Raw genomic sequence first — 26616 nt, 5'->3', positions numbered from 1 at the left:
GTGTCCGCCAGAGCGGATGATAGCCCCGGCCCTGCGGCGGTGGTGTCGTGGGTGGGCGTCACCCGCACCGCGGGTCGTCAGCGTCCTCATGGACGGGAAAGCTCCTGCGTTCGATGGCACCGATGCGCCGGAATTTTGACGCGCAGGCAGCTTACTTCGAGGAGCCTTCAGTCGTCGAAGGGGGAACGGAGCGAAAAGCGGACTTGATCACATAAAAGCGGGATTGGCTCTGCTGACCTATCTGACGCCTTATCAGTACTTCCGGAAGACGGGCAAGGAGCATTCGGAATAGACGACGGCGCACTTTCCGCCTCCGGTATCCCGACAATGACCAATTGCATTTCCAGCTACGGTCTCTGCATCCACCACCGTCTCCAAGGAGCCCTGCCCCTTTCCTGAGGACGGTACAGCGAATGCAACGCATTGGTTGTAATAGGTGACCGAAGACTTGCAGTCCTTTGCACCCTCTGCCGCGCACTTCTTGATCGCTACATCGAACGCACGCCGCTCGCTGGACTCATTGGCTGCGGTGCCGACGAGATTCGACGTAGGCGATTCAGCCACGGCTCCCCATCTCGTCAACCACTCCCCCAACGGCTGAGCAGGAAGGGGAGCAGAGGGTGAAGCCGTTCCAGCAACTGCACCGGGATTTGGCGCGCAGCCCTGTACTCCCTGCCCTCCAATCGGATACATACCGGGAGGGCAGTTCCCCTCCGCACTTGCGGATGAGAATACTAGAAGGAGCATTGTTGCGACGACGACTCGCATAAATCGTTTAGACATAGTCAGACCTCAGTTCCGATCGTTGTTCGCAGCACCCCGTTGGCCTGCATGAGGCGCCGCTTCGCCGGTGAATCCTGACCGCTGGGCCCCAGCAGCACCCGTTCGCATCTGCGTATCAGCAGGAGGCATCGCTGGCATAAAGAATCCTCCGCTATTGGACCCGCTGGAACCCGGCGGCTGCCCGTTCGGACCCGGCGAGGTCGGCACCGGGCTACCACCTATCTGCGAATATGCCATGAAGGTACCCAGGGTGCCCTGGAAGAACATCGCGGCCATTGGGGGCGCAGTCAGGATCAGCGTCGTCAGGATCAGGCCCATGCCGCCCTGCTGCAGCGCCATGCTGCTCATGCCCTCGGTCAGGTTCGACCCCAGCAGTGCACCCAGCGCGGACGCGCCCCAGAACGACGCCGCCACGCGTGCCACCATTTCCATGGCAATGCCGGTCATCGCCGCCAGCACGGCCATCGAGAACATGGTGCCGATGCCATAGAACAACCATCGTTGGAACAACGACTTTGTCTGCTCGAACAGCAGACACAGGATGAATAGCGGTCCGAATCCGATGAACAGCGCCAGCGCGATCTGGTACAGCAGCAACATCGCGCCCGCGGTAACAGCGGGACCTCCTGTTCCCAAGCCAATGAACCACATCGCTCGCGTCTTGGCGCTGTCCAGCGCGACGTCGCCGGCCACATCCAGCACGCTCACCGACGTAAGCGCCAGCTGCATATAGCCCAGGTTCTTGTCGATCAGCTCCTCGGCGGTCGACTTCTTGCCGGTCACAATATAAGTGATCTGGTCCTGCACATCGCCGGTCAGGAAGTTCTGCAGCTTGGTCCCGAACATGGCCATCGACGTGGCGACCGTCGCGATCTCCGAGTGGCCAGAATCAACCTGGTGATATTCTGCCGCCGCGCTACGCTGGATACGCCCTCGACTAGGTCAGACATAGCAGCGCAGATGGGGGTCGCCTCAACTACGCCCCCATTTCAGCTGTCGCGGTCAATGGTTTCGCGCGTCAATAGTGCAGGCACTGCCGAACACATACTTCCCAACCATTTGGGCGTCCTCTTCCTGCCTCATCGCTTTCGGACTTCAATAGCGATCAAATACCGGCTTCGTACAATCCGCGTACACTTCGTCACATGTTCCCTGCCGATCGTTCTTGCACAACGAACGCGCAGTCTGGAGTGCCGATTCCGGAGTCGGCCCCGAACCGATGCCCGACTGACCACCTCCCGAACGCCCACTGGGAATCGCCCATGATACGCATTGATTGAAGTACGTCATATTTATCGAGCAGTCACGAGCTCCGCTCATTCGGCATTTGGAAAGCGCATTTTTCTCAGCAGCGCTTTTGGATCTCAATCCAGTTGAAACGCCAGCATCAGAAGTAGCTCTCGAGACAGCAATAGCTCCCCACGTTTTCACCCACTCTCCAAGAGGGCGCGCGGGTGCTGGCGCGGCGGGGCTTGCCGCCGTTCCAGCGGCTCCGGGAATCGGCGCGCATCCCTGAACACCCTGCCCACCGATTGGGTAAAAACCGGAAGGGCAGTTTCCCTCAGCCATGACCGGCAACGACCAGAATGAAACCACCACAGCCAGAAATCCCACCCAATGTCGCATTGGACCTCCCCAGCACAACATCGACGAACGGTGACAGCGGTTGCGCTCCCGGCTGGTGAGCCATTGATCTGGAGGTGGTGACGGCGGCGTACCGACCTACTCCGACGTACGGTCCTCTAAAGCCATCAGGCATACGAGCATCGCCTGGATGCACCTTCAGCACTTCCGAAAGATCGGCGCTGAACATGCCGAGTAGATCACCTTGCAACGCGCCCCGCCTACTGCCTGACAGTCCCGCACCAGTCAAACTCAATATGTCCCAGACCCTATCATCAAATCGTCCGCACACAAAGCTGCTTCTTTCTCGAAGTATGAGATCTGACCCTTCATCTGAAGAATCGCGAGGCTCCAAGAACAGATCCAACTCTGTTGTGTCAGTACGCCTTGAAGACGGGTTTCGTGCAGTCGGTGTAGAAGACCTTGCAAGCGCCGGCTTGGTCATTTGTGCAGCCCTTCTGCGCTTCCCGCTCCGCTACCTCAGGTGTTGGCCCTCTTCCTATGCCAGACCCCCCCTGCCCGGTCTGCCCACTTGGCACCACCCACGCAGCACATTGATTGAAGTAGGCAAGCACTACTTGACAGTCCTTCGCGCCCGCCGAGGAACATTTGCCAAGCGCCTCTCTTTCCGCGCCACTTTTCTTTCGCTGACCAGTAGATACACCAGCATCGGAAGTGCGCTTGGATGTGGCAATCGCTCCCCAAGTGGTGATCCACTCACCGGAAGGTTGAGGCGGTGAAACAGGGGCGTTTGTACCGCCGCTATTTGCCCCGGGAATCGGCGCACAACCCTGCACCCCTTGGCCACCTATAGGATAGAAGCCAGGCGGGCAATTGCCCTCTGCCAGGGCGGAATCAATGCTCCAAGCAGCTCCAACCATCAGAACCATCAATGCAGGCAACACGGATTTCATGAGTACAGGATTCCATTGACAACGATTTGGATCACTCAGGTGTTGCCGGTGGGAGCATTGCCCCGCAAACCTGGGCCTGAAGTAGATTGTGCTTCGCCCTGACCTTGGAGCCTTGGTGTTGCGCCTTGGTTGGCCAACACACCGGTACTTGAATTCGAGACTGGCACCGGAGGCGTAAACATACCACCCGACCCACTAGAACCCGGCGGCTGCCCATTCGGACCCGGCGAAGTCGGCACAGCACTACCACCTATCTGCGAATATGCCATGAAGGTACCCAGGGTGCCCTGGAAGAACATCGCGGCCATTGGGGGCGCAGTCAGGATCAGCGTCGTCAGGATCAGGCCCATGCCGCCCTGCTGCAGCGCCATGCTGCTCATGCCCTCGGTCAGGTTCGACCCCAGCAGTGCACCCAGCGCGGACGCGCCCCAGAACGAAGCCGCCACGCGCGCCACCATTTCCATGGCAATGCCGGTCATCGCCGCCAGCACGGCCATCGAGAACATGGTGCCGATGCCATAGAACAACCATCGTTGGAACAGCGACTTTGTCTGCTCGAACAGCAGACACAGGATGAACAATGGTCCGAATCCGATGAACAGCGCCAGCGCAATCTGGTAGAGCAGCAACATCGCGCCAGCGGTCACGGCGGGACCGCCCGTTCCCAGGCCGATGAACCACATCGCGCGGGTCTTGGCACTATCCAGAGCCACGTCGCCGGCCACATCCAGCACGCTTACCGACGTGAGTGCCAGCTGCATGTAGCCCAGGTTCTTGTCGATCAGCTCCTCGGCGGTCGACTTCTTGCCGGTCACGATGTAGGTGATCTGGTCCTGCACATCGCCGGTCAGGAAGTTCTGCAGCTTGGTTCCGAACATCGCCATCGACGTTGCGACGGTGACGATCAGGGCGGCGCGCGCCATGTTCGTCATCAGCGCAGCCATCGAGTCACGGCTCCGTCCGGTCACGATGCGGAAGCCCTGGATGAGCACCCACAGCGTCATCAGCACCAGCGCCATCGTGCCGACCCAGGTCATCATCCGGCTCAGGATACCGTTGCCGAAATTGGTGATCTCGTCGCGCAGATAATCCAGGATCAGCCGGAAGAAGACGAAGTCGCCCACCGAGGCGAACAACGTGCCGTGCAACAGATCATTGAACACCATACTGTGCATCATTCCCTGACTCATCACATCACCCGCCCCGCATCGGGGCCCTGCTGGAGTGCGTTGCGCACGTGATTCACTTGGTGGAAAGCGCGGCCTTCAGCGCGCCGGCCTTGATGACGCTTCCGATCGGATTGCGCTCGCCGCGTAACGCACGTTCGGCCAGGTTCTTCTGTCGCCCCTGCAAAGCAGCGATCTGCTGGTCGTAGACCTTGATGGTGGTCTCCCATTTCTTGAAGGCCTTCTCAAGCTCGACCGAGGTTGCCGTGTTGTTCGAGATGTCTTCCTGCAACGCGCCTTCGTTCTTGAATGCGTTGCGGATCCGGCGCAGCTGCTGAAGCATCTGCTCCATCGCCGGCATGGACATCTGCACGACCTCGACAGTCTCGTTGTACTTCTTGTTCTCAAGCACCTGGATGTACGAGCAGATCGCGCGTTGCTGCGCGCCGATGTCGCCACCCGGACTCATGTTGAGCACTGCCATCAGGCCGTTCATGCTGATCATGGAATCGCCGCCGCACTTCTCGGCCACGTTCCAGTTCTCGGGAATCTTCGTCAGCGTGGGCGTCGGCGGCATCAGTGGCGAAGCGATGATCTGGGTCCAGTTCTGCAGCTTGGACAACCAGTTGTCGATGGTCTTGCCGTACTGCTCAGCCGTTTGGCTCCAGCGTGCCGCCGTCTCGAAGTACTCCTTGCCGGCCTTCATCTCCTGCAGGAAGTTCATGATCCAGTTGAACGGGTCATAGACGGTCATCGCCTGCGCGGGACTGGTGCCGGTACTGATGGTCATGCCCAGGGTCAATACTGCGGCCATCATCGGCGCGAAGCGCCGGCGACGCACCGGCGTGCGGCGGGTTTCAGTTGTCATGGCGGTTTCCTTGTTCGTATGAGCGAGCGTCTTCATGCCGTCTCCTCCTGATCCTTTTCGGCTCGCTTGCCCGAGCCCTTTCGATTCTTGTAGAACGCCTCGAGCCACTGATCGGGCGTCAACTCGTCCACCGTCACCCGGTTGCGCACCGCGGTCGTCTGCAGCACGCGATGCATGACTTCAATGTTGTCGGTCGATGCGGAGATCACCGAGAGGATGTCATCCATGCCGCGCAGGTTGAGCTGGCAGACGCTGGAGGCATGGCCCTGCTTGACCAGGAAGCAGCGCGATCGCTCGTCCAGCGCCGTGACTACCTTGAACTCGGCCTCGGTCAGCTTCAGGCCATCCATGTAATCGCTCTTGCTGGCATTGGGGTTCGGCAGCAGGATCAGCGTGGCGGTCTGCTCGATCAGTGCGGCGGAGATATCGCTCTTCAGCGCATCCTCCGGGCTCTGCGTGGCGAAGATGCCGAGACCATTCTGCTTACGAATGGTCTTCTGCTTGTTCTTGGCAAATTCCTTCAGGCCACCCTCGCCGTCCAGAATCTTCCAGAATTCGTCCATTACGTAGATCAGCGGGCGACCGTCGATCAGCGACTCGAGACGATGCAGCAGGTAATTGATCACCGGCACACGCACTTCGGGGTTGTCGATGATATCGGTGTAGTCGAAGCCAATGATGTTGGCCTTGCTCAGGTCAACGGTGTCGACCGGATTGTCGAAGACCCAGCCCAGCGAGTTGCCCGAGGTCCAGCGGCGCATGCGCGCGTACAGACCGTCGTCCCCCATGTTGGGCAGGCTCTTCTGGAAGTTGGTCATGCTGCGCAGATGCATCGGCGTATCGAGCATGCTCTCCACTGCGCGGTAGATGTCCTCCTCCTCGCGGGCGCTGTACTCGCGCTTTCCTGCCAGCACCTTGATCAGGTCAGCCAGGAACTGCACATTGGACTCGTTGCTCTCGCACTGGAACGGGTTGAAACCGGTCGGCGCACCGTTCTCCAGCGCCAGGTAGTTACCGCCGCAGGCACGCACGAAAATCTCGGCGCCGCGATCCTTGTCGAAGAAGAAGATGGTCGGCGACGGTTCGTATTTCTGCACCTGGCTCAGCAGGAAATTGATCAGCGCGGTCTTACCGGTACCGGACTTGCCGATCACCATGGTATTGGCGATGGCCTTCTCACCCAGCGAATTCTCCGAGGGATGCGTCGCATGGAAGTTGAAGTAGTACGGCTGGCCGTTGGTGGTCTGCAGCGTGGTCACGCAGTCGCCCCACGGGTTGTTGTGCTGCTTGCCAGTGGCGAAGTTGTGCAGTGGCGACAGGCCCAGGAAGTTCAGCGAACTGACATTGGCCAGGCGCGTACGGTAGCGCCAGTTGCCCGGCAGCTGGGAGTAGAACGACGAGGTGACTGCCAGGTCTTCCTTGGTCGACACGAAACCGGCGTTGGACAGCTCGGCGCGCGTCGTGGCCACGTTCTGCGAGAGCTTGGCCTGTGAATCGCCGTAGACCGCTATGATGAAGTGGTACTCGCCCAGAACGAAGTTGCCGGACGAGAGCTGGTCCATCGCCTGATCAAGCTCGATGATCTGGCTGACGGCCTTGTCGCCGGAGGAGATCATCATGCCCTTGGTACGGTCCAGCACCTTCAACGCGTCCTGGCGTCCCATCGGGCTGAACGAGTGAGTGATGACGTACTCGTAATCCAGGTACTTCAGACCGTTGAGGATGCCCGGGTAAGTTCCCTCGGCATACTCCTTGATGTTGAGGATGGCTCCGAAGTGGTTGGCGCCATTGGGCGTATTGATGACGAAGTCACCAGTCTTTGCCGAGAACATGTGCCGGCTGACCGGCAGGTAATCCTTGATCGGCGCAGCCAGCACCGGTACCGGCTCGTCAATGCGGTTGATCAGGTAGCCGAACAACTCCAGCGTTTCGGAAAACACCACCCCGTTCTTGGCCTCATACATGCCCAGACGGTATGGCGCGTAGTCACGGATGACCGCCTCGACGTTGCCGGCCAGCTCCATCAGCTTCTCGATGGCCTGCTCCTGCTCGGCCTGCAGGCGCTCCACATTCGCCGACTTTTCCACGAAGCGCTTACCGGCCACGACCGGGCGGTAGATCATGGTCAGGTACAGCTCGTTCTGCATGATGCGCTGGGCAGACAGCATGCCCATGTACTGGTCGGATACATCCTGGTTGAAGCGCTGGCTGTAGTGGCTCTTGCCTTTCAACGTACGGCGGCGGCGGATGTCATGCACCCAGAAGGCGACATTGACGAAATCCGGCGCCCGCAGCGTCTGCAGCAGGCGGTTGAAGGTGTTGTGCCGGTGCTCCAGCTCCCATTCCTCGCGGCCAACAAACGGCAGTCCTTCCAGGTACCAGGTCAACAGGTAGTCACCGCCTGTGGTCTTGACCACGTTCGGGGCGACATGCGTCGACAGGGGAATGAACTCACTGATGGAGGTGTCAGGACTGAACATACGACTGCTTCCAAAGAGGTGCTGCCAGGGAACTTCGAGGTGACCGGGCGGGCACAATGCGCCCGCCCGGCCATTCCGGACCTCAATCCATTCGGGCCGGCTTGTCACGGTAGCGATTCGGGTTGAATACCCACATCCCGTCGTGCTGCTGCACGTTGCGCACCCGGAGCTTGAACATCAGGCGAAGGCCCAGCAGACGGAAGATCATTTCGTCGCGCTTGGCCATCTGCCGCATGATGAAGACCGCCACCGGGATGGTGAGCAGGAACCAGAAGTTGGTGTACATGCTCAGCAGCAACAGCCCACCTGCCACCATGAAGAATGGCAGGTAGGGAACGCCCAGGAACATCGCCGGGCGCGTGCAGCCGCGGAAGACGACGTTCTTATGCACTGTAGTACTGGACAGCCTGCTGGATCAGCATGGCGGTCTTGCCCTCGCAGGTTCCGTAGTCGTCACCCAGCAGCATGCGCGCGATCTGGCCAGCGGCACCGATCAGCACGCCACCGATCAGGATCGGGGCCACGTCACCAATGCGCTTGTGCGCAAAAGCAATCTGATAGCCGGCGAAGATGACGGCAATGGTCACCACGGCGATCGAGGCCATGTTCAGCAGGCCATTGATGCTGTCGAAGAAGCCGCACACCTTCTTCTCAGTGCCGCCATAATTCACGCCGCCCTGGTTGGCGAAGACCTGCGGAGCGAACAGCGCACCAACGAAGATGGTGGCCATCAGCAGGGTTTTCAGCGTGCGCTGTGCCTGCACGAGGTCGAGATTGGATCGCTTCATGGATTGATTTCCTTGTTGATGGACTAACACAACTGAATCGACCAGCCGGGGGGGACTGGCCGCACCACGACTTCGTCAGAACACGAAGGCCGCATCCCCTGCGGGAATCTGTTGCACCGGCGCAGCCTGCACCGGCGCGTTGTAAGAATTTCCGTTTCCCGCCACCGGCAGGTCGCGTTCACCCCAGGGCCGCAGCATGACCGGGCCGTCGTCGGTGCCAGCAGTGGCGTTGGGCAACTGCTGCGGCATTGCCATCGGCGCACCCGCCTGCGCCGGCATGCGGGGAAACTGCGGTTGATCCGGCTGTACGGTGGCGCCGCTCTGAATCGATTGACCCTGTGGCTGCATCACCCGGTCCACCGAGCCCAGCACCACCTTCGACAGCGCCTGGTCGGCGAGGTTGAGCAGGCTGCCGCGCGCCATTGCTCCCGCTGACGGGTAAACCACGTAGGCACGCGCCGGATCTTCGGTCGGTACATACACTGAGCTGTTGGCCTGGGCGACGATACGAGCCTGCACCGGCGACGCCAGCTGCGGATGATGCTCGACCTTCACGCTGCGGCGCTCACCGCGGCTGACCACGTCGATCGGCGCAACGCCGTTGCTGGCCACGCGCTGGCCACGACGGATCGAGTCGTAGACCTTCTGCACATAGCCATGGCGGAAGCCGGTCTCGAAATTTCCCGAGTAGTAGCAGCTGAACGACTTGCCCCAGTCGCCACCGGAGCGCTTGTAGCATTCAGCAAGGATGCGCGAACCGGCCTGCAGGTTCGGGCACTGCTGGAAGGCCTTCTCGTAGGAGTCCAGGCCATACTTGCCGAGGTTGTAGCGGTTGACCTGGGCCAGGCCGATCGAGAAGTTGTAGCCCTTCTCTTCCAGCATGCGCACCGTCGCCAGCGCTTCATCCAGCGCTTTGGGCTGACGCGCCAACGCGCCGCCAACCACGCCGATGGCATAGGGATTGCGCGACGATTCAACGTTGATGACATGCTGCATCACGTCCATCGACACCGCCATCTCCGGGCACGCCATCATTTCAAGTCCTGGCAGCATCCTTCAGCCCTCCTGCCCCTGGGCACGCCCAGGATTGAAATCGATACCGGTGATGTAGCGCGAGCCAGCATGGGCCTTGATATGCACGACGATGTCGATCGTCATCATCAACAGTCGCTTGATCACGTTGAATTCCAGGCCAGAGCCTTCGCTGGACGCCTTCACCATCAGTGCCAGCTGGTCCCAGGTCTGCTCCGGGCTGCCGGCGTGGCAACTGGTGATGGAGCCGGGGTGGCCCGATGCGCAGTTGCGGATGAAGTAGAAGGCTTCATCGCCACGCAGCTCAGCCAGGATGATGCGCTCGGGCTTCATGCGCAGGCAGGCTTCCATGCAGGTCTTGGCAGTGACGTTGCTCGTGCTCTGCCCGCCTTTGGAGTACAGCAGGTGCACCACATTGGGTTGGGTCAGAAACAGCTCGCGTGCGTCCTCGATCGTGACCAGACGTTCGTTGTCCGGGATATGATTGACCAACGCTTTCATGAAAGTGGTCTTGCCGCTACCGGTGGCTCCGGATACCACGATGTTCTTGCGGTACATCACCGCGCGCCGGAAGAACTCAGCGTATTCGCGCGAATGGCGAAGCTCCAACAGCTCGCGATCATGTTCACTGATACTGCCGTCGCTCTCCAGGATCTGGTTGAAGAACCCGTCCTCGTGGTACTGGGTGAGCGACTTGGTGTGCTTGGACGGCAGGCGAATGGTGATCGACACCTTGCCTGCGTCGCATGCCGGCGGAATCACGAACTGGGCACGCTGGCCGGTGGGGAACGTCAGCGATACCACCGGGTCGGCATCGGTGATGCGCTGGCCGGTGTTGCTCTCGTTCACCACCGCCGTGCAGAACTGCCGGGCCCGCTCGAAGGTCAGGCCCGGTACGTCCACTCGTTGCCACCCGGCCCGGGTTTCCAGGTACAGCTCGCCGGGACGGTTGATGCAGATTTCCGTCACTTCCGGAGAAGTCATGTACTCGGCGACGCCCAGCACTTCGTACTGATAGCGCAGGAAATCGCTGGAGACGAGAGCAAGGGGTGACACTTCAGCGTCCATGGTCGTTCGTTGGGTTACCGGTGGGGTTGCAGTACGTTGGCGAAGTCGACGTCCTTGGCGACGTAGACATTGACCACGGTGCCCTGGTTGATGGTCACGGTCGGTGGGCGACGCTCGCTGAGCGCCTCGTTGGCAAGGCGCTCCATGGTGCGAGCGGTTGCACTCTCGTAAGGCGAGCGCACGGCAAAACCGTTGCTGGCGACCGTCGTCGACTCTGGGCCATGCTCGGCCGCGGCGTACTTGAAGGCATCGGCGATCAGGCTGATCATCAGCGCCGATGCGATACGGCTGCCCCAGTGCGCACTGTACTGACCTGGATGCCCTGCGCCGCCCAGGCCGTCGGTGCCCGGGCTGGACATGGCGACGTCGATGCCGTTCGGCGTGGTGATGCGATCCCAGATCACCTCCACGCGCTTGCCGATCGGGCCACCGCCATAGGAGCCATAGATCTTGGAGCCCTTGGGCAGCAGCAGGTTACGGCCGTTGATCGAGTACACCGGCTCGGTCAGCAGGCACGAGGTGTAGCCGGCCACGTCGGTGATGATCCGCGTTTCCAGCACGCAGCGCAGGTAGGTGCCCCGCACCAGCAGCGCATCAGGGCTGCGGATGTAAGCGGCGTTGGAGACATTCTCCACATCAGGACCACGACGGACCTTCTGCGGCTGGGCCTGCGGATTGGCCGCTGCCTGCATGGCAGCAATCATCGACTGGTTGTAGTCGGAGTTCTGGCTACCGGACGTTGCGCCCGCATCACTTCCCCCCACTCCGGAACCGCTGCCCATGCGACGGTCCATCAACGTCGGCCCGCGATCCTCGTCTGCCCTGCTGGCCGACGGGAATCCGGGCATGGGCACTTCCTGCTGGGGCGCAGGCGGAAGCATCGGAATCGGGTCGGCGACGGCCAACGGCGGCGCCGGCTCAGCCGCCGTACCCACGCTAGGCAGCTGTGGCGTCGTCGCACGTGCCTCTTCCTGCGGCTTCTTCTGCTCGGCAGCATCATCCTGTCCCTTGCGGAACAGCAGGAAGCCCATCGCCATCAGCAGCAGGACAATACCCCCCAGGAACAACAGCGCCTTGCGGTTGAGCCGCTGTTCTTCCGCCGAGCGCAACTGCGGTGCGGACGCATCAAGATCAGGGCTGGCCTGCGGCTCGGTGGCACTGTTGAAGTACGGATTGGACGGCGGCTCCTGGCCTGCGGCGCCCTGGGAATAGGGAGACGGGTTCGGGTCGTTGCCCGGAGTGTTCTGCTGACTCATTTCTTCACGTTCCTTCGCAGGCCGACGACGAAGTCGCCGTGGCGGATGACCAGGTACGGGTATGTCCCGTGCACGATCAGCGTATTGCCCTCAACCGTGGTGTTGACCACGAAGTCTTCACCGTACTCCGTTTCACGACCGAACACTGCGGGGAAGATGCCGGTCTTGTACTCCGGCGAGTTCGGCAGTTTCAGATAGGTGAAGCGACCATCGTCATAGGCGTTGACGGGAATCAGCCAGCCCATCTTCTTCGCCTTGCTGGTCGAATAGGAGTAATTGAAGTTGTACTGGCGGTCCTTGGCCAGTTCAGAGCTCAACAGCGGCTTGGCCTCTTCCTCGACCGCTTCCTGGGCAACGCCGAACACGGTGTCGTTGGGATAGACGAAGGCGATCTTGTACTGCACGCCTGCGCGACGGGCCTGTTCCAGCTGGCGCCAATCAGTGGCCACCACCTTCAACTCGAAGATGTAGGAATGGGTCTCGGTGCGCACCATCATGTTGGTGTCGACGTCGACGTTCTTCGGCTTGATGTAGAACACGTTCTCGCGGCGGGTCAGTTCCCAGCCGCTGCTGAAGCCGGTGCTGTAGTCGAGGATCTTCTCGTTCGGGCTCAGCTCGATCTGGGTGGTCAGGCCCAGGCCGGTGCGAACCGGATAGATGCGGTCCTTCTCGTACTCGTAGTGGTCCACCGCCTGCGCCATCGCCGCTGCTGAAAACAACAGCGACAACATCGACAGCAGCGCCAGCGCGCTTCCCCTGATATTTCGACTACTCATCGGTTGCTTGCTCCATCAGCAGTTCCGGTGGAATTGTTCTGCGCCGGCCTCATGGCCGGCTGGCCGGGAATGGCCTGCCCTGGTATTGCTTGGCCCTGTACCGGCTGCACCGGCATCGGCTGGCCCGGCACGGCCTGCCCAGGAACCGCCCCGCCCGGGACCGGCTGTCCCGGGACCTGACCATTGGCAGGCGCGGCGACCGGCTGTCCGGTTGCGGGATCGATCATGGTGGCCGCGGCCGGATTGTTCGGGTCATAGATCCCCTGTGCCTGTTGCGCGGCCTGCTGCGCCTGCGCCTGCATCGCACCGTCGTCCGGCACCGGTATGCCGCGCGAATAGTCGTTGTCTACACGGTACTCGGTGACCTGGAACGCCAGCGGATTGAGGACGCGGTCCTGCTCGGACAATGCCAGGTTCTGGTTGTACTCGAAGCGCATCGTCACCAACTGGTTGTCCAGATAGCTCGACGCACCCGAGCGCTTGTCCAGCAGACTGCGCTGGATGCGCACCGATGCGCCGCGGAAGCTGCCGTTCGGCTCAGCCCCCAGCGGCGTGATACTCAGGATCTTGACCCGGATGGCTTTTTCGCGGCCATACATCACGAAAGGATTCTGCGGGTTGCTGCCGGAATAGCGCATGCGCATGCTCTGGGCAACCGGACTGCTGGACATCACAAACACCAGTTCCCAATCGCGCAGGCCCATCACCGCCGAGTCGTACGACTCGCGCGCCAGCACGTACTGGGCGACGTTGCTGCGATTGATCGCCTCGTTGGTGGTGATGGTCTCGCCCTGGAACGTGCCACTCAGGCGCGCGACCGTCGCGGTACCGGTGTAGGCATCGGCCATCACCAGGAACGGCACCTTCTCCTTCAGCGGCAGCATGTAGTAGTAGCCACCGGCCAATGCCAGCGACATCAACAGCGAGCCCGTGGCGACCCACCAAGCACGGCGCTCGCTGCGACGCGCCATATCGGCCACGGTGATCTCGTAGCTGACCGCCTTGGCGACCGACTGCTCGACCTTGGGACTGTTGCCGGGATCCTTCTTGCGGAACATGGATTCTTCCGTACTGCTGAAACATCAATGGGCGTGAAGCCCCTGCGCCAGGCGCGGGGAGCGGCACGTTCGATGATTTCGATGTGGACTCAGGTGCCGCTGTTGGAATCAGCGCCCTGCGCCGACGCGGTCGGCGTCGCGCCAGCGCTCTGCACAACGATCTGGTTGCCAACGATGGAGACGGAGATTCCCTGCGTCGCATAGGCCGCGGTGAGATCGATCACGGCCTGCTGTGCATTGGTGGTGTCGATGTTCGAGACCGCGCCGTACAGCGTGAAGTCCGAGCTGAGGCGGTAGTCCAGCGTGCGCCCGGAATCCTTGGCCCAACGCTCAAGCATGGCTTTGAGCGTGCCATCCATCGGCGAAGCCTGGTAGACGTAACTGGAGTACAGCGGGATCTCGGTCGTCGCCGCAGCGAAACGGTTGACCGGCTTCCAGCGCCCTCCGAAATCGGGAGCGGACTTGGTGGCACACCCTGCCACCATCAACGCCGCCACTGCGGCGATGGATATTTTCGCGATAAACGCCTGATTCATACGGGCTTCACTTTGACGTACGAAAAAGCAGTCCCGAGCGTTGGTTCCCTGGCCGTCCGGCGCTGCATGGCGCACGCCCGAATCGGGGAGACGCGCTGGCATGCAGCACACCTGCCCCGGCTCCCCTGCAGCCCGAAAGCTGCCAACCAGGTCGCGGGGCCGCCAGACACTGCCGACGACACACCCGCACACCCTCACCAACGTCGAAACCATCCTTGTTTCCATGGCACAAACTCCTGGCCACCCTGCGTTACAACTTTTGCCATCCAGCACACACTTCTGGATGACGCACACAGAGTTACACAACCACGCGTCAATTCCATGTCAGACAAGTCTGAAAATCCATGAACAGATGCCGAATTTTTGACACAGCTCACGGTTTCACGTCAGTGAATATGAATCTACGTCACAAATTTAGCGACGTGAATTAGACGTTAAGCATCGGAACGTCGACCTTCGGCAGCAGCCGCGATGTGAAATAGCGATCCTTGTAATAGCGGATCTTGTCGCACTTCACCGGATGCGGTATGCCCTCGTAGAGGAATACTTCCTTGTCCGGCCCCATCGCCTTCAGCTCCTGCGGCAGCATCAGTGCACGCCGCTCTTCGGTGAAGTTGTGGGTCTTCTCACGGGCATGGGTGACGTTCTTCTTGCGGATGGTGGTGTAGCCCAGCATGTCCGAGTAGTCGTTGGCGTCCTGCTGCTCGCGCGGCGCGTACAGGATCTGCAGTGCGTGGTTGGTGATGATCGTGCGTGACACTTCCCGGCCGTAGGTGGCATCAAGCTGGGACATGCTCTGGATGATCGGCAGCAGGCGGATGTTGTAACCGGCCATGTAGGACACCGCCGAGGCGATGATCTCGACCTTGCCGATCGAGGTGAATTCGTCCATCAACAGCAGGCACTGGTACTTCAGGTCCGGGTTGGACTTGGGCAGTTCCTTGGTGTTGAGGTTGATCAACTGGCTGAAGAACAGGTTGATGATCAGCCGGCTCTCGGCCAGCTTGTTCGGCTGGATGCCGATGTAGATGGTCATCTTCTTCCTGCGCACGTCGGTCAGCAGGAAGTCGTTGCTGCTGGTGGCCTTGTCCAGCACCGGATTGATCCAGGGATTGAGCGGCTCCTTGAAGGTGCCCAGGATCGAGGCGAAGGTCTCATCGGCCTGGGACAGCATGTTGGCGAATGCCGAACGTGCGTTGCCACTGAGGAACGACCGCTCCGACAGGGCCTTGAGGTACTTCTTCAGATCGGTGCCGTCGCCCGATGACAACCGGTAGACAGCGCCCAGGGTGGGCGTGCCCGAGCCGCCCGGGAAGCCACTGCTGCGCTCGTCATCCCAGTTCTCGAACAGGTACAGGGTGAAGGCCATGAACGCATTGCGCGCCTGGCTGACCCAGAATTTCTGGTCCTCGGCACCATCCGGATACAGCATCGCGGCGATGCTCATCAGGTCCGAAACGCGGAACGCCGGGTCGTCGGAGACGTAGCTGAGCGGATTCCAGCGATGCGTGCGGCGGTCTTCGGCGAAGGGATTGAACAGGTAGATCTCCTGGCCCTGGCTGGCACGCCAGCCGCTGGTCAGGTCGAAGTTCTCCTGCTTGATGTCCAGCACCACCAGCGATTCGCCGTACTCCAGCAGGTTCGGAATGACCACGCCCACGCCCTTGCCCGAGCGGGTCGGCGCGGCCAGGATCACGAACTGCTGGCCGTCCAGCCGCACCAGCTTGCCACCATGACTGCCGACCACGATGCTCTGGCCGGTCTTCTTGAACATGCCGTGCTTGGACAGGTCGGCGCTGGTGGCAAAGCGTGCGTCGCCGTGCAGCGAGCGCTTGTCCTTCTTCAGCAGCAGCACCAGGCCGGTCACCAGCAGCACCAGCAGCGGCAGGCCGAAACCGAGATAACCGGCCCACTTGATCTTGCCCACGAAGGGCGCGACCTGTGGCTGGCCGAGCGCGTTGAAGTACTGGTAGTAGGTGTTCCAGGTGAACAGCTTGGTGTCCAGCCCCAGCAACAGCAGGGTCAGGTAACCGGAAAACACGAAACCAAGCAGCAGGGTCGCCAGCGTGATGATGGCGATGAGCAGATACTTCTTACTGGGCAACACCCGAATCCTCCATGATGCGCACAAGGGCGCGACGGCCTAGCGGCGGCGCCAGCGCGACGCCTTCTTCCGCAGGTGGTTTTCGTTCTCCAGCCCGGGCTCTTCGCCCTCTTCACGCACCAGTGCCTGCAGGCGTTGGCGCGCTTCGGCCAGCGACATCAGGTCGGTCAGACGATCCCCATCGTCGGCGACGACCGCATGGCCGACCACATCGCCCGGAGCGTACACCGGCGCGTAGGACACCGCTACCAGCTGATAGCGGCCGCGCGTCTCCAGCACATGCCTGAATTCCTGCATCGACATCCTCCTTGTTCCAGCACTCCGCAGCCCCTGTGTTTCGCATCATGCCGACGTCCATGTCGTCATTACATGCAGGACGCCGACAACAATGCGCCGAACCTGCTTTCGTACCGAGCCTGTGCCCGGCTTGCCGCAACCCCACGGATCAAACGCTGATTTACCCTCAGCATGGCTGCTGCTGTTGCGGTGCAGCAGTACAATGCACGGCTCCCCGCCCCCATCGCGCCCCCGCATGAGCCCCAACTCTTCCCTGGCTGCGCGGCTGACGCCCCGTCAGCGCACCCTGATCATCCTTGCCCTGTCCCTGGGCGGCTTCGCCATCGGTACCAGCGAGTTCGCCAGCATGGGCCTGATGCTGGAGATCAGCCGTGGCCTGTCGATCAGCGAAACCCAGGTCGGCCACCTGATCAGCGCCTACGCCATCGGCGTGGTGGTCGGTGCGCCGATCCTGGCCTTCGTCGGCGCCAGTTTCCCGCGCCGCAAGCTGCTGCTGGCGCTGATGGGCTTCTACGCCGTCGGCAACCTGGCCAGCGCCCTGGCCCCGAACTACGGCACGATGCTGATCGCACGTTTCGTTGCCGGCCTGCCGCATGGCGCCTACTTCGGCGTGGCGATGCTGGTGGCCGCCGCGAGCAGTCCGGCCGGCCAGCGCGGCCAGGCGATGTCGCGGGTGCTGCTGGGCCTGTCGATCGCGATCCTGGTCGGCAACCCGCTGACCACCTGGCTGGGCCAGCAGCTGAGCTGGCGCACCGCCTTCGCCCTGGTCAGCCTGCTGGCCATCGCCACCGTGGCGATGATCGCGCGCTTCCTGCTGCCGGACCCGGACGAGGTGCGCACCTCGCCGATGCGCGAACTGCGTGCCTTCAACACCACCCAGGTGTGGCTGGCACTGGCGATCGGCGCGGTCGGTTTCGCCGGCATGTTCTGCGTGTTCACCTACCTGGCGCCGACCCTGGTGCAGGTCACCGGCGTGGCCGAATCGTGGATGCCGCTGGCGGTGGGCGTGTTCGGCATCGGCGCGATCATCGGCAACATCGCCGGTGGCTGGCTGGTGGACAAGTTCCACTTCAAGGCCGCCGCAGTGGTGCTGCTGTGGTCGATCGTGATGCTGCTGCTGTATCCGCTGGCCGCACAGTCAGTGTGGACCATCGGCCCGATGATCATCACCGTCGGCACCATGGGTGCGCTGGCTGCGGTGCTGCAGACCCGCCTGATGGACGTGGCCGGCGAAGCCCAGACCCTGGCCGCCGCCTCCAACCATGCCGCCTTCAATACCGCCAACGCGCTCGGCCCGTGGCTGGGTGGCATGGCGATCAGCGCCGGCTTCAGTCCGGCCAGCACCGGCTATGTGGGCGCGGCCACAGCGATCGGCGGCCTGCTACTGTGGTGCGTGGCGGTGACGCTGGACAAGAAGCGCAAGAGCGCCGTCGCCGGCAGCCTCTGAACATCGCGCCGGATCGTCAGTCGCTGCCCGTGCGGCGGCGATCCGGCCGCAGCAACGCGGTATCGCCGGCCGCCAGCGTCGGCCGCGCCAGCTCACCACGCTTCACGCGGTCCAGCACCCGCCGCGAGTTGGCCGCGCAATCAATGCCCTCCGGCCGCGCCTGGATATCTTCGATCAGGGCCAGCAGGTGCGCACGGCTCTCTGCCAGCCGCAACTGCAGCGCTTCGATGTCGGCCACCTTCTGCTGCAGCATCGTGATCAGTGCCTCGTGCTGCCATTGGCCCATGTCCGGCGGCAACAGCGCGCGGATTTCTTCCAGGCTGAAACCGGCGCGCTGCGCACCGGTGATCAGTTCCAGCAGCAGCACCGCCTGCTCCGGATAATCGCGGTAGCCGTTGGCCTGGCGCTGGACCACCAACAACCCGGCCTCTTCGTAGAAGCGGATGCGCGACGCTGCCAGGCCCGTGCGGCGGGCCAGCTCACCGATCCTCATCTGCCTGAATCCTCGACATGAAAGCCTGTTGACCTTCAATCAAACTTGAAGGTTAGCGTAGCCCCATTCCCCTGTCCTGGAGCTGTCCGATGTCGCTGTTCTCGCCCCTAGCACTGCCCTCCGGTGCCGTCATCCGCAACCGCATCGCCAAGGCGGCGATGGAGGAAAACATGGCCGACGCCGACCACGCTCCCTCCGAAGCGCTGCTGCAGTTGTACCAGCGCTGGGCCGACGGCGGCGCCGGACTGATCATCACCGGCAACGTGATGGTCGATGGGCGCGCCATGACTGGGCCCGGCGGCGTGGTACTGGAGGATGATCGCCACCTCGACCGCTTCACTGCCTGGGCGGACACTGCCCGCTCGCGGGGTGCGCAGATGTGGATGCAGATCAATCACCCGGGGCGGCAGATGCCGGCCGCACTCGGTCAACCCGCGCTCGCGCCGTCGGCCGTTGCATTGCAGATGGGCGCGCTGTCCAAGCAGTTCGCACCGCCGAAGGCGATGACCGAGGACGACATCGACTCGGTGATCGCGCGCTTCATCCGCAGTGCCGAACTGGCGGAGCGCGCCGGTTTCAGTGGCGTGGAGATCCATGCCGCGCACGGCTACCTGCTCAGCCAGTTCCTGTCGCCGTTGTCGAACCGGCGCGAGGACCACTGGGGTGGCAGCCTGGAAAACCGTGCGCGCCTGCTGCTGGAGATCGTGCAGGGTGTACGCGCGGCGGTAGCGCCCACGTTCGTGGTGGCGGTGAAGCTCAACTCCGCCGATTTCCAGCGCGGCGGTTTCTCGCCCGAGGATGCGCGCGCCGTGGTGGAGATGCTGGCTCCCCTCGGCGTGGATCTGGTCGAACTGTCCGGCGGCAGCTATGAAGCACCGGCCATGACCGGCGCCGCACGCGACGATCGCAGCGTGGCCCGCGAAGCGTACTTTCTCGAATTCGCACGCGATATCGCCACGGTGGCAACGATGCCGTTGATGGTCACCGGCGGCATCCGCCGCCGCGAGGTGGCAGAACAGGTACTGGCCAGCGGCGTGGCCATGGTCGGCATCGCCACCGCGCTGGCGATCGAGCCGGATCTGCCACAGCACTGGCAGCAGGGCCGCGACCCGGTGCCGACGCTGCGCAACATCAACTGGCGCAGCAAGCCGCTGGCGGCCAGCGCGCACATGGCGGCAGTGAAGTATCAGCTGGGCCGGTTGAGCCGGCGCCGCCCCACCGCACCTACGGTTTCACCGGCATGGGCACTGCTGCTGGCACAGGCGGCCGCACAGTGTCGGACCCGCCGCTACCGGCGCTGGATCAGCGCCCGCGCAATCGCACATTGAGCCGCGCGGTCTTCTCATCGCTGCAGCGATGCGCCACCATCTGCAGGATCGGCGGCAGTCCGCCGCCGGTCGCAGCACGCAGAAGGAACCACCGTGGCAGCAGGATCAACCAGGAACCGCGAAAAGCTGCTCGATGACCTGCTCTCGCTGGGCCGCAACTGGGCACTTGCCATCGCCATCGCCGGTGCCGGGGCTGCCGTCCATTACAACGAATCGGTCTACGAGGCCGGGCTCTGGCGCGGCCTGTTGCCCACGCTCTGCTTCCTGGTCGCGATCATCTGGATTGTGCTCAGCATCATCCGCTTCGACCTGACCATCCAGCAGCACTTCGAGCGCAAGCTGTCACGCTGGCTCAGCCGCCTGCTCTACGTGGTGCTGCTCGGTACCGGCATCACCGCCGTGTTCTTCGTCACCGAGCTGGCAGAGAACAATCATATTGCGCGGATGTGCGACTCGGTAGCCAACGAACCCGGCAGCCGCATCTACAGGTCGGCCGAATGCCAGCGCCTGTATCAGCACCGCGCTGCCTACCGGCAACGGCTGGAATCGGCCGAGGGTGAGTTCGACTGAGCAGATGCGTGGGCGAAGGCGCACGAGGACTCACACAGAGGTCCAGCAAGGGTGGATTCAAAATAGTTGCATGGACTTCATTGCAACGCGACGCCACGCTCTCTTGCCGGAAAGCCGTGATCGAACACAGTCCATGAAGTTACCCATCGCCCACTCCCGCCTCCCCGCCCGGCCCCGGAAGATCGACAGTGAAGTGCGCATCTTCAGGCGCTATCACCAGTACGCCATGTTTGCCATCGGGGCCGTACCACTGGCAATACTCCTGTTCGCCCGCGCACCCGAACTTGGACTTCTCACCGCACTGGGTGCGGCAGCGGTTTTCACGCTGTCGGCGTTGATCCTCGCCTTCGTTGTCTATCCCCCTCGACGGGACCGGGTGGCACTGGAACATGATCGTCTGGTATTCCAGCACCGTGCTCCTCTACCGTTCAAGCAGATCCGGTCCTACAACCTGGACGATCATGTTGATCTGACCCTGATCGATGGACCGAGCGTGCTGCTCCAGCGCACACGGGCATCGACACATGAATTCTCAACCTTCCGGGACGCGCTGGCAGAGGCTCTCGCGAAGCGGCCCGCCAATGCTGCCGCCGCTCCGCAACGTCGCCACTTCTTCGGTGCCTGGCCCGCACGCGCTTGGGGTGCGGTCCTGTTGCTGGCGACGGCGGCACTGGTGATCACGGGCGTACTGCAGGGCTGGCCGTTGTACAAAGCACCGATGCTTGGAATCGTGCCCGTGGTGGGCATTGGGCTATTGCTGTCGCGCCGCCGTCACTGATTACGTCGTCGGCGAAGTACACATGGCGTGGATGTGCATTCGGGCACAGTACGCGCGCCGCTCACGCTTGGAACCATCCAGCCACCATGCTTCACGCGCCTGCCCCCGCACATCACGATGCCATTGCCCTGCAGGCGGGAGTGCTCGGCAGCGTGTTGGGCGTGGCTCTGTACAAGGCCATCGCGTTGTCGGCGCTGGCGACCGGATCCTTGATTGTGATCGGGCTGTGGCTGCTGGCCTGTGCGCTGCTGGCTGCCTGGGCACTGGCCGCCTGCCTGGCCTGCCTTGCGCTCAGCCGGCGCGTATTCGTGCTGATGCTGGCGCTGAGCATGATGCTGATGATCTGCGTCGCCTGACAGCAGCAGGCGCCGGACTATCGCGCATCTGTTACAGAATAACAAGTGTGATTGGTCGGATTGTCTGCGCCCGGTGTCACGGATTTGAATTCCATGGCCAGCCCGGCACCACCCGAGACCCTCCCATGAACCTGCAGCCCCTGCTCCGCACCACCCTCGCCGCCATCACCCTGGCCTCGCTCAGCGCCTGTGCAACCTATGACGACAGCAACATGCATCAGGCCTGCCAGGAGTCGCCGCATCTGAAGGACCTGCCGCGCGAAGTGGCTGCCCGCGAGAGCCGCTGCAACAAGAGCATGGAAGTGTGGTCGAGCGAGCGCAAGGGCAGTGACCGGCCGATCGACCTGAGCGGCAAGAAGAAGGATCTGTAACCGCACCCGGCGCAGCCCACATCGGCTGCGCCTCCGCCCTGTACGTCAGTCGGCCTCCGGCAGTCCGAACCCGCGCTGCAACGCTTGGCGCAACCCTGCCTGATCACCTCCCGCATCGCAAGCCCACGCGACAATTCCATCGGGCCTCACCAGTACCGCCCCCAGGCCGAGCGCATCGTCCACCGCCGAGGCAATGCGGGTGAACGGCTGTCGCCAACGGTCGACGGGGTTGTACGAAGCGCCGTTCTCATCGAGCACAAGCAACACCCCCTGCCCCGTCCTCAGCATCTCTCCCATGCGGCGGCCATCGGCCAGCAGGAAGTCCGGCACGCTGCGACCGGCCAATGGATGGCCATCGCCCAGATCGAGCTGTTGCGACACGCCCCAAACCCGTTCGGCCAGATAGGTGGCGCCATCGCGGGTGCCGGCCAGATCGGCCATGACCGCCGCCAACGCGCGCGAACCGGCTCCAGGACGCATCAGCGCAACCTGCGCGCGCGACCAGTCCAGTACGTTGGCGCCAATTGGATGCCGCTCCGCGTGATAGCTGTCCAGCAGCGCCACGCCAGCGTCACCGCGTATCACGCTGGCCAGTTTCCAGCCCAGGTTCATCGCATCGCCGATGCCCAGATTCAGGCCCTGCCCTCCCAACGGGGAATGCACGTGCGCAGCGTCGCCTGCCAGCAGCACGCGGCCGTTGCGATAGGCGCTGGCCTGGCGCGCACCATCGGTCCAGGTGCTGTGCAGATGCAGCGCGGTGATGGTCACGTCGCGGGCAGACACACGTCGCAGCAGGGATTGCGCTTCATCCAGCGCGAGAGGTTTTCGATGCCCGGCACCGCCATCGAAATCGGCAAGCGCGAGCACACCGGGGGGATTGAAATTACACATGCCCTGCGCGGTGTACTGACGGCCCGGGGTCAGCACGCCGGGATCTTCCAGATCGACCTGCAGCGAATGACCGGTGAATTCGGGATCCGTGCCGATGAAACTGAAACCGCATTGCTTGCGCACTGTGCTCCGGCCTCCATCGCAACCTACCAGCCAGCGACCACGTACCGCCCCGTCAGCGGTCTCGATCTCCACTTCGGTGCCACCGGCGCGCACCGCCTGTACCGCACGCCCGCGTTCGATGCGCACGCCCAGCGTGGTCGCACGTTCGGCCAACACCGTTTCCAGGGCCTGCAGCTCCACCGCCATCTGGGTGCCCACCGGCGACGGCAGGCGCCAGGTCCAGCGCGTGCGGTCGACGTCGTCCAAGGCAAACGGTATTCCGGCGAAGTGGCCGCCCAGCGCCCGCGGCTGCGCGAGCCAATGGGCGGTGCCGGGCGGCGGCGCCCCCTTCTCGGGCTTGAGCACCTGTGTCGCGGCGACCGCGTCCAACAGGCCGCGCCGATCCAATGCCTCCAGCGTAGGGGCGTTCAAGCCGCGGAGCCCGAATGGCAAGCGCTTCAACGGCGAACCAGCGGACCTGGCCTGTTCCAGCACCAGCACTGAACACCCGGCCTGGGCCAGTTCACAGGACAGGAACAGGCCGACCGGGCCGGCACCGGCAATGACGACGTCGTACAGCATGGGGAATCCTTGTGAGCGCCGGGTCGGCGCTCTGGCGGGTCAAATGTTACACTCGGTGTACGTTTCCACAAGTGAACCGCCCATGACCCCGCCTCCAGGTCGTCGCGAACAACGCAAGGCCGAGACCCGACAAGCGATTTCGGACGTCGCCACCGAGCTGATCATCCGGCGTGGCTTCGAGGCCGTCTCCATGTCCGAAATCGCCGAAGCCGCGGGCGTCTCACGCAAGACGGTCTTCAACTACTTCGCCAGCAAGGAAGACCTGGTGTTCGATCGCGATGAGGAGGCGCGCATGCTGCTGCGCGAGGGCATGATGGCGCGCAGCGGCATGACCCCGCTGGCGGCCTTCCAGTCGCTGGTGCGCGAGTTGCTGGAGGCTGGCCATCCGCTGCTGCGCATCAATGCCGGCGCTGCCGCGTTCTGGGGCACCGTGGCGGAGAGCCCGGTACTGGTCGCGCACGCGCGACGGCTGCAGGCGCAGTTGACTGACGACCTGGCGCGATTGATGGCCGACGCTGCCGGCCGGCCAGAACATGACGCCGAAGCGCGATTGGGCGCGGCCATGCTGCTGGCGTCGATGGTGGCGGCCTATGAGAAGGGATTGGCAAGCCAACTGCAGGGCGAGGACCCGCGTGAGGCCATGCTGCAGCTGATCGTGCGCGGCGCCAACGGGGTACTGGTGGCCTTGGCGGGCACCCCGTATACGGACCCCGGCGCGCGTCCATAACGCATTCGGGGGATAGGTCACGAAGTGTTGCAAATGCTAATCTTTCTCATTTGCAGACACGCCCCCTCTCCCGATGCCTTTTCCAATGCCCCTGAAACGCGCCTTGTGCCTGGCACTGATCCTGCCCCTGGCAACCCTTGCCCATGCTGTCGAGCCCTCCACTGCCGCGCCAAAGGACCTGGACAAGGTCGAAGTTCGCGGACGTGCACAGACCCTGTACCGGGTGGACGATGCTGCGGTCGGCACCCGCACGGATACACCGCTGGAGCTGGTCCCACAATCGATCCAGGTCATCCCGCGTGAACTGATCGACGATCAGGCCGCGCGTCAGGTGACCGACCTCTATCGCAGCATCAGCGGCATCAGCTACTTCAGCTATGCCGGGGTGACCCTGCGCGGCTTCCGCCAGGAGAACGTGCTGTATGACGGCCTGCGCGGCGACCCGTATGCAGGTTTCTCGGTCCCGCAGTTGTTCAACATCGAGCGCGTGGAAGTGCTGAAGGGACCGGCAGGTGCGCTGTATGGCGGTGGTGATGCAGGCGGCGTCATCAACTATGTAACCCGCAAACCGAAAGCCAGCGCCGGACGCAACATCGAGATCCAGCTGGGCGACAAGAACTTTCGTGCCGGATCGATCGAGGGTACCGGGCCGTTGAATGCCTCCGGCAGCGTGCGCTATCGCGCCGGGCTGTATGCCGACAGTGAAAAGGGCGTGCGCTGGAACACCGACAGCGAAAGCGTGATCGGCGACGCCTCGCTGGCCTTCGACATCGGCCAGACCGGCGAGCTGGTGCTGCAGTTCACCGACATCACCCAGAACCTCGGCGGCAACCGCCTGCGCGGCGTGCCGGTGAATGATGCGGGCACCTTCCTGACCGACCGCCGCTGGAACCACAACGAGGCCAGCGACTTCCTCGACATGCGCGCCAAAGTGGCGCTGGCGCAGTACCGCTTCGCACCACGTGACAATCTGGATGTGGACTTCGCCGCTCGCTGGTTCAGCAACAACGAGCACCAGATGTACCACGAGCCGATGGGCCTGATCGATCGTGACCGCGATGGCGTGGCCGAGTGGATGACCCGCCAGCTGCGCAACCAGATCCGCGACAACGAAGCATTCACTGCCAACGGCAATGCAGTCTGGCGGGTGACCACCGGCGCGGTTGAGCACAAGGTGTTGTTCGGTGCCGATGTGTACCAGCTGGATGCGGATTTCACTGCACAGACCGCCAACAGCGCCGACCTTGCCCGTGGAGCGGGGCCGGTGCGCGGTATCGACCTGTTCAATCCCGTGTACGGCGCCAGTACCTGGCACGACTACAACCTGGCGGCCCTGCCCTGGCGCAGCACGTCCACCCGCAGCAAGCGCTATGGCGGCTATCTGCAGGACGAGCTGGCACTGGGCACACGCTGGCATGTGCTGGCCGGGTTGCGCTGGGATGGCTTCAAGGACGACGACCGCATTGCCGGCAGCAGTGTGGACGGCAACGACCTCAGCTGGCGGCTGGGCAGCACGTTCACCGTGCGCGAGGGCCTGAATGTCTACGCCAACGTGGCCAGTGGTTTCGTGCCGCAGAGTGCCGCCAACCAGAATCCGGCCGCTGGCGGACCGTTCGATGCCGAGCGCAGCAAGCAGTGGGAAGTGGGCATGAAGTCCCTGCTGGCCGACCGTGTGACCTTGAACATGGCCGCCTACCGGATCGACCGCAGCAATATCGTGCAGGCCACCGGCGAAGTGATCGGTGGCGTGAACCAGTTGGCCGCGCTGGGCCTGGTGCGCAGTACCGGCATGGAGCTGGATCTGCTGGCCGACCTCACCGAGCGCTGGGTGCTGAATCTGACCTACGCCTACAACGATGCGCGGGTGAAGGATGCAGGCCCGAATGGCATCACCAACGCTTCCGGCGACCGATTCGCCAATGCGCCACGCAACAAGCTGGGGCTGTGGACGCGCTACGACCTGCCGTCGATCAATTCGGCCATCGGCTTTGGTGCTGACCATGTAGGTGAGCGCGTCAGTCTGGACGGGCAGACGGTCAAGGCCTACACCGTGTTCGACATGAGCTGGAAGACCACATGGAAGCAGTGGCAGTTCCAGGCCAACGTCAAGAACCTGTTCGACAAGGTATATGCAGCCAGCGGTTTCATCGCGCGCAACGGGCATTTCCCGGGTGAGCCGCGGCGGGTGTACGTGCAGGCCGCTTACAGCTTCTGACGCAGGG

28 protein-coding genes are annotated in these 26616 nt (G+C 62.8%); 8 read left to right on the top strand and 20 right to left on the bottom strand.

Annotated elements, in window-relative coordinates:
- Window positions 1-252: 252 nt before the first annotated feature.
- The 18 genes from R1L06_RS20480 to R1L06_RS08650 all read right to left on the bottom strand — a co-directional run bounded on the left by R1L06_RS20480 (window position 253) and on the right by R1L06_RS08650 (window position 16749).
- A complete protein-coding gene (locus R1L06_RS20480; protein ID WP_373695417.1) occupies window positions 253-693 on the bottom strand; it encodes a DUF4189 domain-containing protein in 441 nt (146 codons plus the stop codon).
- 99 nt (window positions 694-792) lie between these two features.
- The gene (locus tag R1L06_RS08730) at window positions 793-1635 is read right to left on the bottom strand and encodes a type IV secretion system protein (protein ID WP_373695416.1); all 843 of its coding nucleotides are present in this window, start codon (window positions 1633-1635) and stop codon (window positions 793-795) included.
- 243 nt (window positions 1636-1878) lie between these two features.
- Window positions 1879-2352 (bottom strand): DUF4189 domain-containing protein, encoded by a 474-nt coding sequence (locus R1L06_RS08725; protein WP_317217486.1) that lies wholly within the window; start codon window positions 2350-2352, stop codon window positions 1879-1881.
- Window positions 2345-2596, bottom strand: coding sequence for a hypothetical protein (locus R1L06_RS08720; protein WP_317217488.1), 252 nt, complete (start codon window positions 2594-2596; stop codon window positions 2345-2347). Before R1L06_RS08720 ends, R1L06_RS08725 begins: the two co-directional genes overlap by 8 nt.
- A 187-nt stretch (window positions 2597-2783) precedes the next feature.
- On the bottom strand, window positions 2784-3287 hold the full coding sequence (locus R1L06_RS08715) for a DUF4189 domain-containing protein (protein ID WP_253078543.1): 504 nt from the start codon (window positions 3285-3287) through the stop codon (window positions 2784-2786).
- Between the two features lie 68 nt (window positions 3288-3355).
- Entirely contained in the window at window positions 3356-4498 is a 1143-nt protein-coding gene (locus R1L06_RS08710) for a TrbL/VirB6 family protein (protein WP_317217469.1), read from the bottom strand.
- Between the two features lie 64 nt (window positions 4499-4562).
- On the bottom strand, window positions 4563-5354 hold the full coding sequence (locus R1L06_RS08705) for a hypothetical protein (RefSeq protein WP_317217468.1): 792 nt from the start codon (window positions 5352-5354) through the stop codon (window positions 4563-4565).
- Between the two features lie 32 nt (window positions 5355-5386).
- Window positions 5387-7834, bottom strand: coding sequence for a VirB4 family type IV secretion/conjugal transfer ATPase (locus R1L06_RS08700; protein ID WP_317217467.1), 2448 nt, complete (start codon window positions 7832-7834; stop codon window positions 5387-5389).
- An 82-nt stretch (window positions 7835-7916) separates the two neighbouring features.
- A complete protein-coding gene (locus R1L06_RS08695) occupies window positions 7917-8225 on the bottom strand; it encodes a VirB3 family type IV secretion system protein (protein ID WP_253078504.1) in 309 nt (102 codons plus the stop codon).
- Window positions 8218-8622: a TrbC/VirB2 family protein gene (locus R1L06_RS08690; RefSeq protein WP_253078505.1), complete on the bottom strand. Its 405-nt coding sequence runs from the start codon at window positions 8620-8622 to the stop codon at window positions 8218-8220. The genes R1L06_RS08695 and R1L06_RS08690 overlap by 8 nt, the downstream gene beginning before the upstream one ends.
- Before the next feature lie 75 nt (window positions 8623-8697).
- The gene (locus R1L06_RS20475; RefSeq protein WP_373695415.1) at window positions 8698-9675 is read right to left on the bottom strand and encodes a lytic transglycosylase domain-containing protein; all 978 of its coding nucleotides are present in this window, start codon (window positions 9673-9675) and stop codon (window positions 8698-8700) included.
- Window positions 9676-9678: 3 nt separating this feature from the next.
- Window positions 9679-10722 (bottom strand): P-type DNA transfer ATPase VirB11, encoded by a 1044-nt coding sequence (virB11, locus tag R1L06_RS08680; protein ID WP_253078507.1) that lies wholly within the window; start codon window positions 10720-10722, stop codon window positions 9679-9681.
- A 14-nt stretch (window positions 10723-10736) separates the two neighbouring features.
- Window positions 10737-11978 (bottom strand): TrbI/VirB10 family protein, encoded by a 1242-nt coding sequence (locus R1L06_RS08675; protein WP_317217466.1) that lies wholly within the window; start codon window positions 11976-11978, stop codon window positions 10737-10739.
- Window positions 11975-12754, bottom strand: coding sequence for a TrbG/VirB9 family P-type conjugative transfer protein (locus tag R1L06_RS08670; protein ID WP_106549093.1), 780 nt, complete (start codon window positions 12752-12754; stop codon window positions 11975-11977). The genes R1L06_RS08675 and R1L06_RS08670 overlap by 4 nt, the downstream gene beginning before the upstream one ends.
- Window positions 12751-13812, bottom strand: a complete 1062-nt coding sequence (locus R1L06_RS08665; RefSeq protein WP_253078509.1) for a VirB8 family type IV secretion system protein — start codon at window positions 13810-13812, stop codon at window positions 12751-12753. Before R1L06_RS08665 ends, R1L06_RS08670 begins: the two co-directional genes overlap by 4 nt.
- 89 nt (window positions 13813-13901) lie before the next feature.
- Window positions 13902-14348, bottom strand: coding sequence for a hypothetical protein (locus R1L06_RS08660; RefSeq protein ID WP_046986265.1), 447 nt, complete (start codon window positions 14346-14348; stop codon window positions 13902-13904).
- Between the two features lie 427 nt (window positions 14349-14775).
- Complete coding sequence (locus R1L06_RS08655) at window positions 14776-16455, bottom strand: type IV secretory system conjugative DNA transfer family protein (protein WP_317217465.1); 1680 nt, start codon at window positions 16453-16455, stop codon at window positions 14776-14778.
- Window positions 16456-16491: 36 nt separating this feature from the next.
- Window positions 16492-16749: a hypothetical protein gene (locus R1L06_RS08650; RefSeq protein WP_006374755.1), complete on the bottom strand. Its 258-nt coding sequence runs from the start codon at window positions 16747-16749 to the stop codon at window positions 16492-16494.
- 235 nt (window positions 16750-16984) lie between these two features.
- Between R1L06_RS08650 and R1L06_RS08645 the strand changes: the two genes are divergently transcribed.
- Window positions 16985-18196, top strand: a complete 1212-nt coding sequence (locus R1L06_RS08645; RefSeq protein WP_317217464.1) for an MFS transporter — start codon at window positions 16985-16987, stop codon at window positions 18194-18196.
- 16 nt (window positions 18197-18212) lie between these two features.
- Here the strand turns inward: R1L06_RS08645 and R1L06_RS08640 are convergent, their stop codons facing one another.
- The gene (locus tag R1L06_RS08640) at window positions 18213-18689 is read right to left on the bottom strand and encodes a MerR family transcriptional regulator (RefSeq protein ID WP_317217463.1); all 477 of its coding nucleotides are present in this window, start codon (window positions 18687-18689) and stop codon (window positions 18213-18215) included.
- Between the two features lie 89 nt (window positions 18690-18778).
- Between R1L06_RS08640 and R1L06_RS08635 the strand changes: the two genes are divergently transcribed.
- From R1L06_RS08635 to R1L06_RS08615, 5 genes are all read left to right on the top strand, one after another.
- Window positions 18779-20017, top strand: coding sequence for an NADH:flavin oxidoreductase/NADH oxidase family protein (locus tag R1L06_RS08635; RefSeq protein ID WP_317217462.1), 1239 nt, complete (start codon window positions 18779-18781; stop codon window positions 20015-20017).
- A 93-nt stretch (window positions 20018-20110) separates the two neighbouring features.
- Window positions 20111-20587 (top strand): hypothetical protein, encoded by a 477-nt coding sequence (locus R1L06_RS08630; protein WP_032128600.1) that lies wholly within the window; start codon window positions 20111-20113, stop codon window positions 20585-20587.
- Window positions 20588-20720: 133 nt separating this feature from the next.
- The gene (locus tag R1L06_RS08625) at window positions 20721-21365 is read left to right on the top strand and encodes a hypothetical protein (RefSeq protein WP_154352855.1); all 645 of its coding nucleotides are present in this window, start codon (window positions 20721-20723) and stop codon (window positions 21363-21365) included.
- 86 nt (window positions 21366-21451) lie between these two features.
- Entirely contained in the window at window positions 21452-21721 is a 270-nt protein-coding gene (locus tag R1L06_RS08620) for a hypothetical protein (RefSeq protein WP_049422469.1), read from the top strand.
- A 125-nt stretch (window positions 21722-21846) separates the two neighbouring features.
- Entirely contained in the window at window positions 21847-22092 is a 246-nt protein-coding gene (locus tag R1L06_RS08615) for a hypothetical protein (protein WP_197615117.1), read from the top strand.
- A 45-nt stretch (window positions 22093-22137) separates the two neighbouring features.
- Here the strand turns inward: R1L06_RS08615 and R1L06_RS08610 are convergent, their stop codons facing one another.
- Window positions 22138-23667, bottom strand: a complete 1530-nt coding sequence (locus R1L06_RS08610) for an FAD-dependent monooxygenase (RefSeq protein ID WP_317217461.1) — start codon at window positions 23665-23667, stop codon at window positions 22138-22140.
- Between the two features lie 82 nt (window positions 23668-23749).
- Between R1L06_RS08610 and R1L06_RS08605 the strand changes: the two genes are divergently transcribed.
- Together R1L06_RS08605 and R1L06_RS08600 are read left to right on the top strand one after the other, a co-directional pair.
- Complete coding sequence (locus R1L06_RS08605) at window positions 23750-24394, top strand: TetR/AcrR family transcriptional regulator (protein ID WP_317217460.1); 645 nt, start codon at window positions 23750-23752, stop codon at window positions 24392-24394.
- A gap of 73 nt (window positions 24395-24467) precedes the next feature.
- Window positions 24468-26609 (top strand): TonB-dependent siderophore receptor, encoded by a 2142-nt coding sequence (locus tag R1L06_RS08600; protein WP_317217458.1) that lies wholly within the window; start codon window positions 24468-24470, stop codon window positions 26607-26609.
- Window positions 26610-26616 lie beyond the last annotated feature (7 nt).

It is taken from the genome of Stenotrophomonas mexicanensis, from assembly GCF_032911605.1.
GTDB lineage: Bacteria > Pseudomonadota > Gammaproteobacteria > Xanthomonadales > Xanthomonadaceae > Stenotrophomonas > Stenotrophomonas maltophilia_A.
Note: the sequence above shows the minus strand (reverse complement) of the source record. Positions and strands in the feature narration are given on the sequence as shown.

Excerpts from the sequence above, each read along its gene's own strand:
- R1L06_RS08715 (WP_253078543.1), bottom strand. The coding sequence starts at position 3,287 with ATGGTTGGAGCTGCTTGGAGCATTGATTCCGCCCTGGCAGAGGGCAAT.
- R1L06_RS20475 (WP_373695415.1), bottom strand. The coding sequence starts at position 9,675 with ATGCTGCCAGGACTTGAAATGATGGCGTGCCCGGAGATGGCGGTGTCG.
- R1L06_RS08625 (WP_154352855.1), top strand. The coding sequence starts at position 20,721 with ATGAAGTTACCCATCGCCCACTCCCGCCTCCCCGCCCGGCCCCGGAAG.
- R1L06_RS08665 (WP_253078509.1), bottom strand. The coding sequence starts at position 13,812 with ATGTTCCGCAAGAAGGATCCCGGCAACAGTCCCAAGGTCGAGCAGTCG.
- virB11 (WP_253078507.1), bottom strand. The coding sequence starts at position 10,722 with ATGGACGCTGAAGTGTCACCCCTTGCTCTCGTCTCCAGCGATTTCCTG.
- R1L06_RS08730 (WP_373695416.1), bottom strand. The coding sequence starts at position 1,635 with ATGGCCATGTTCGGGACCAAGCTGCAGAACTTCCTGACCGGCGATGTG.
- R1L06_RS08700 (WP_317217467.1), bottom strand. The coding sequence starts at position 7,834 with ATGTTCAGTCCTGACACCTCCATCAGTGAGTTCATTCCCCTGTCGACG.
- R1L06_RS08640 (WP_317217463.1), bottom strand. The coding sequence starts at position 18,689 with ATGAGGATCGGTGAGCTGGCCCGCCGCACGGGCCTGGCAGCGTCGCGC.
- R1L06_RS08720 (WP_317217488.1), bottom strand. The coding sequence starts at position 2,596 with ATGTTCAGCGCCGATCTTTCGGAAGTGCTGAAGGTGCATCCAGGCGAT.
- R1L06_RS08600 (WP_317217458.1), top strand. The coding sequence starts at position 24,468 with ATGCCTTTTCCAATGCCCCTGAAACGCGCCTTGTGCCTGGCACTGATC.
- R1L06_RS08710 (WP_317217469.1), bottom strand. The coding sequence starts at position 4,498 with ATGATGCACAGTATGGTGTTCAATGATCTGTTGCACGGCACGTTGTTC.
- R1L06_RS08620 (WP_049422469.1), top strand. The coding sequence starts at position 21,452 with ATGCTTCACGCGCCTGCCCCCGCACATCACGATGCCATTGCCCTGCAG.
- R1L06_RS08645 (WP_317217464.1), top strand. The coding sequence starts at position 16,985 with ATGAGCCCCAACTCTTCCCTGGCTGCGCGGCTGACGCCCCGTCAGCGC.
- R1L06_RS08705 (WP_317217468.1), bottom strand. The coding sequence starts at position 5,354 with ATGACAACTGAAACCCGCCGCACGCCGGTGCGTCGCCGGCGCTTCGCG.
- R1L06_RS08725 (WP_317217486.1), bottom strand. The coding sequence starts at position 2,352 with ATGGCTGAGGGAAACTGCCCTTCCGGTTTTTACCCAATCGGTGGGCAG.
- R1L06_RS08610 (WP_317217461.1), bottom strand. The coding sequence starts at position 23,667 with ATGCTGTACGACGTCGTCATTGCCGGTGCCGGCCCGGTCGGCCTGTTC.
- R1L06_RS20480 (WP_373695417.1), bottom strand. The coding sequence starts at position 693 with ATGTATCCGATTGGAGGGCAGGGAGTACAGGGCTGCGCGCCAAATCCC.
- R1L06_RS08615 (WP_197615117.1), top strand. The coding sequence starts at position 21,847 with ATGAACCTGCAGCCCCTGCTCCGCACCACCCTCGCCGCCATCACCCTG.
- R1L06_RS08635 (WP_317217462.1), top strand. The coding sequence starts at position 18,779 with ATGTCGCTGTTCTCGCCCCTAGCACTGCCCTCCGGTGCCGTCATCCGC.
- R1L06_RS08660 (WP_046986265.1), bottom strand. The coding sequence starts at position 14,348 with ATGAATCAGGCGTTTATCGCGAAAATATCCATCGCCGCAGTGGCGGCG.
- R1L06_RS08675 (WP_317217466.1), bottom strand. The coding sequence starts at position 11,978 with ATGAGTCAGCAGAACACTCCGGGCAACGACCCGAACCCGTCTCCCTAT.
- R1L06_RS08690 (WP_253078505.1), bottom strand. The coding sequence starts at position 8,622 with ATGAAGCGATCCAATCTCGACCTCGTGCAGGCACAGCGCACGCTGAAA.
- R1L06_RS08605 (WP_317217460.1), top strand. The coding sequence starts at position 23,750 with ATGACCCCGCCTCCAGGTCGTCGCGAACAACGCAAGGCCGAGACCCGA.
- R1L06_RS08670 (WP_106549093.1), bottom strand. The coding sequence starts at position 12,754 with ATGAGTAGTCGAAATATCAGGGGAAGCGCGCTGGCGCTGCTGTCGATG.
- R1L06_RS08650 (WP_006374755.1), bottom strand. The coding sequence starts at position 16,749 with ATGCAGGAATTCAGGCATGTGCTGGAGACGCGCGGCCGCTATCAGCTG.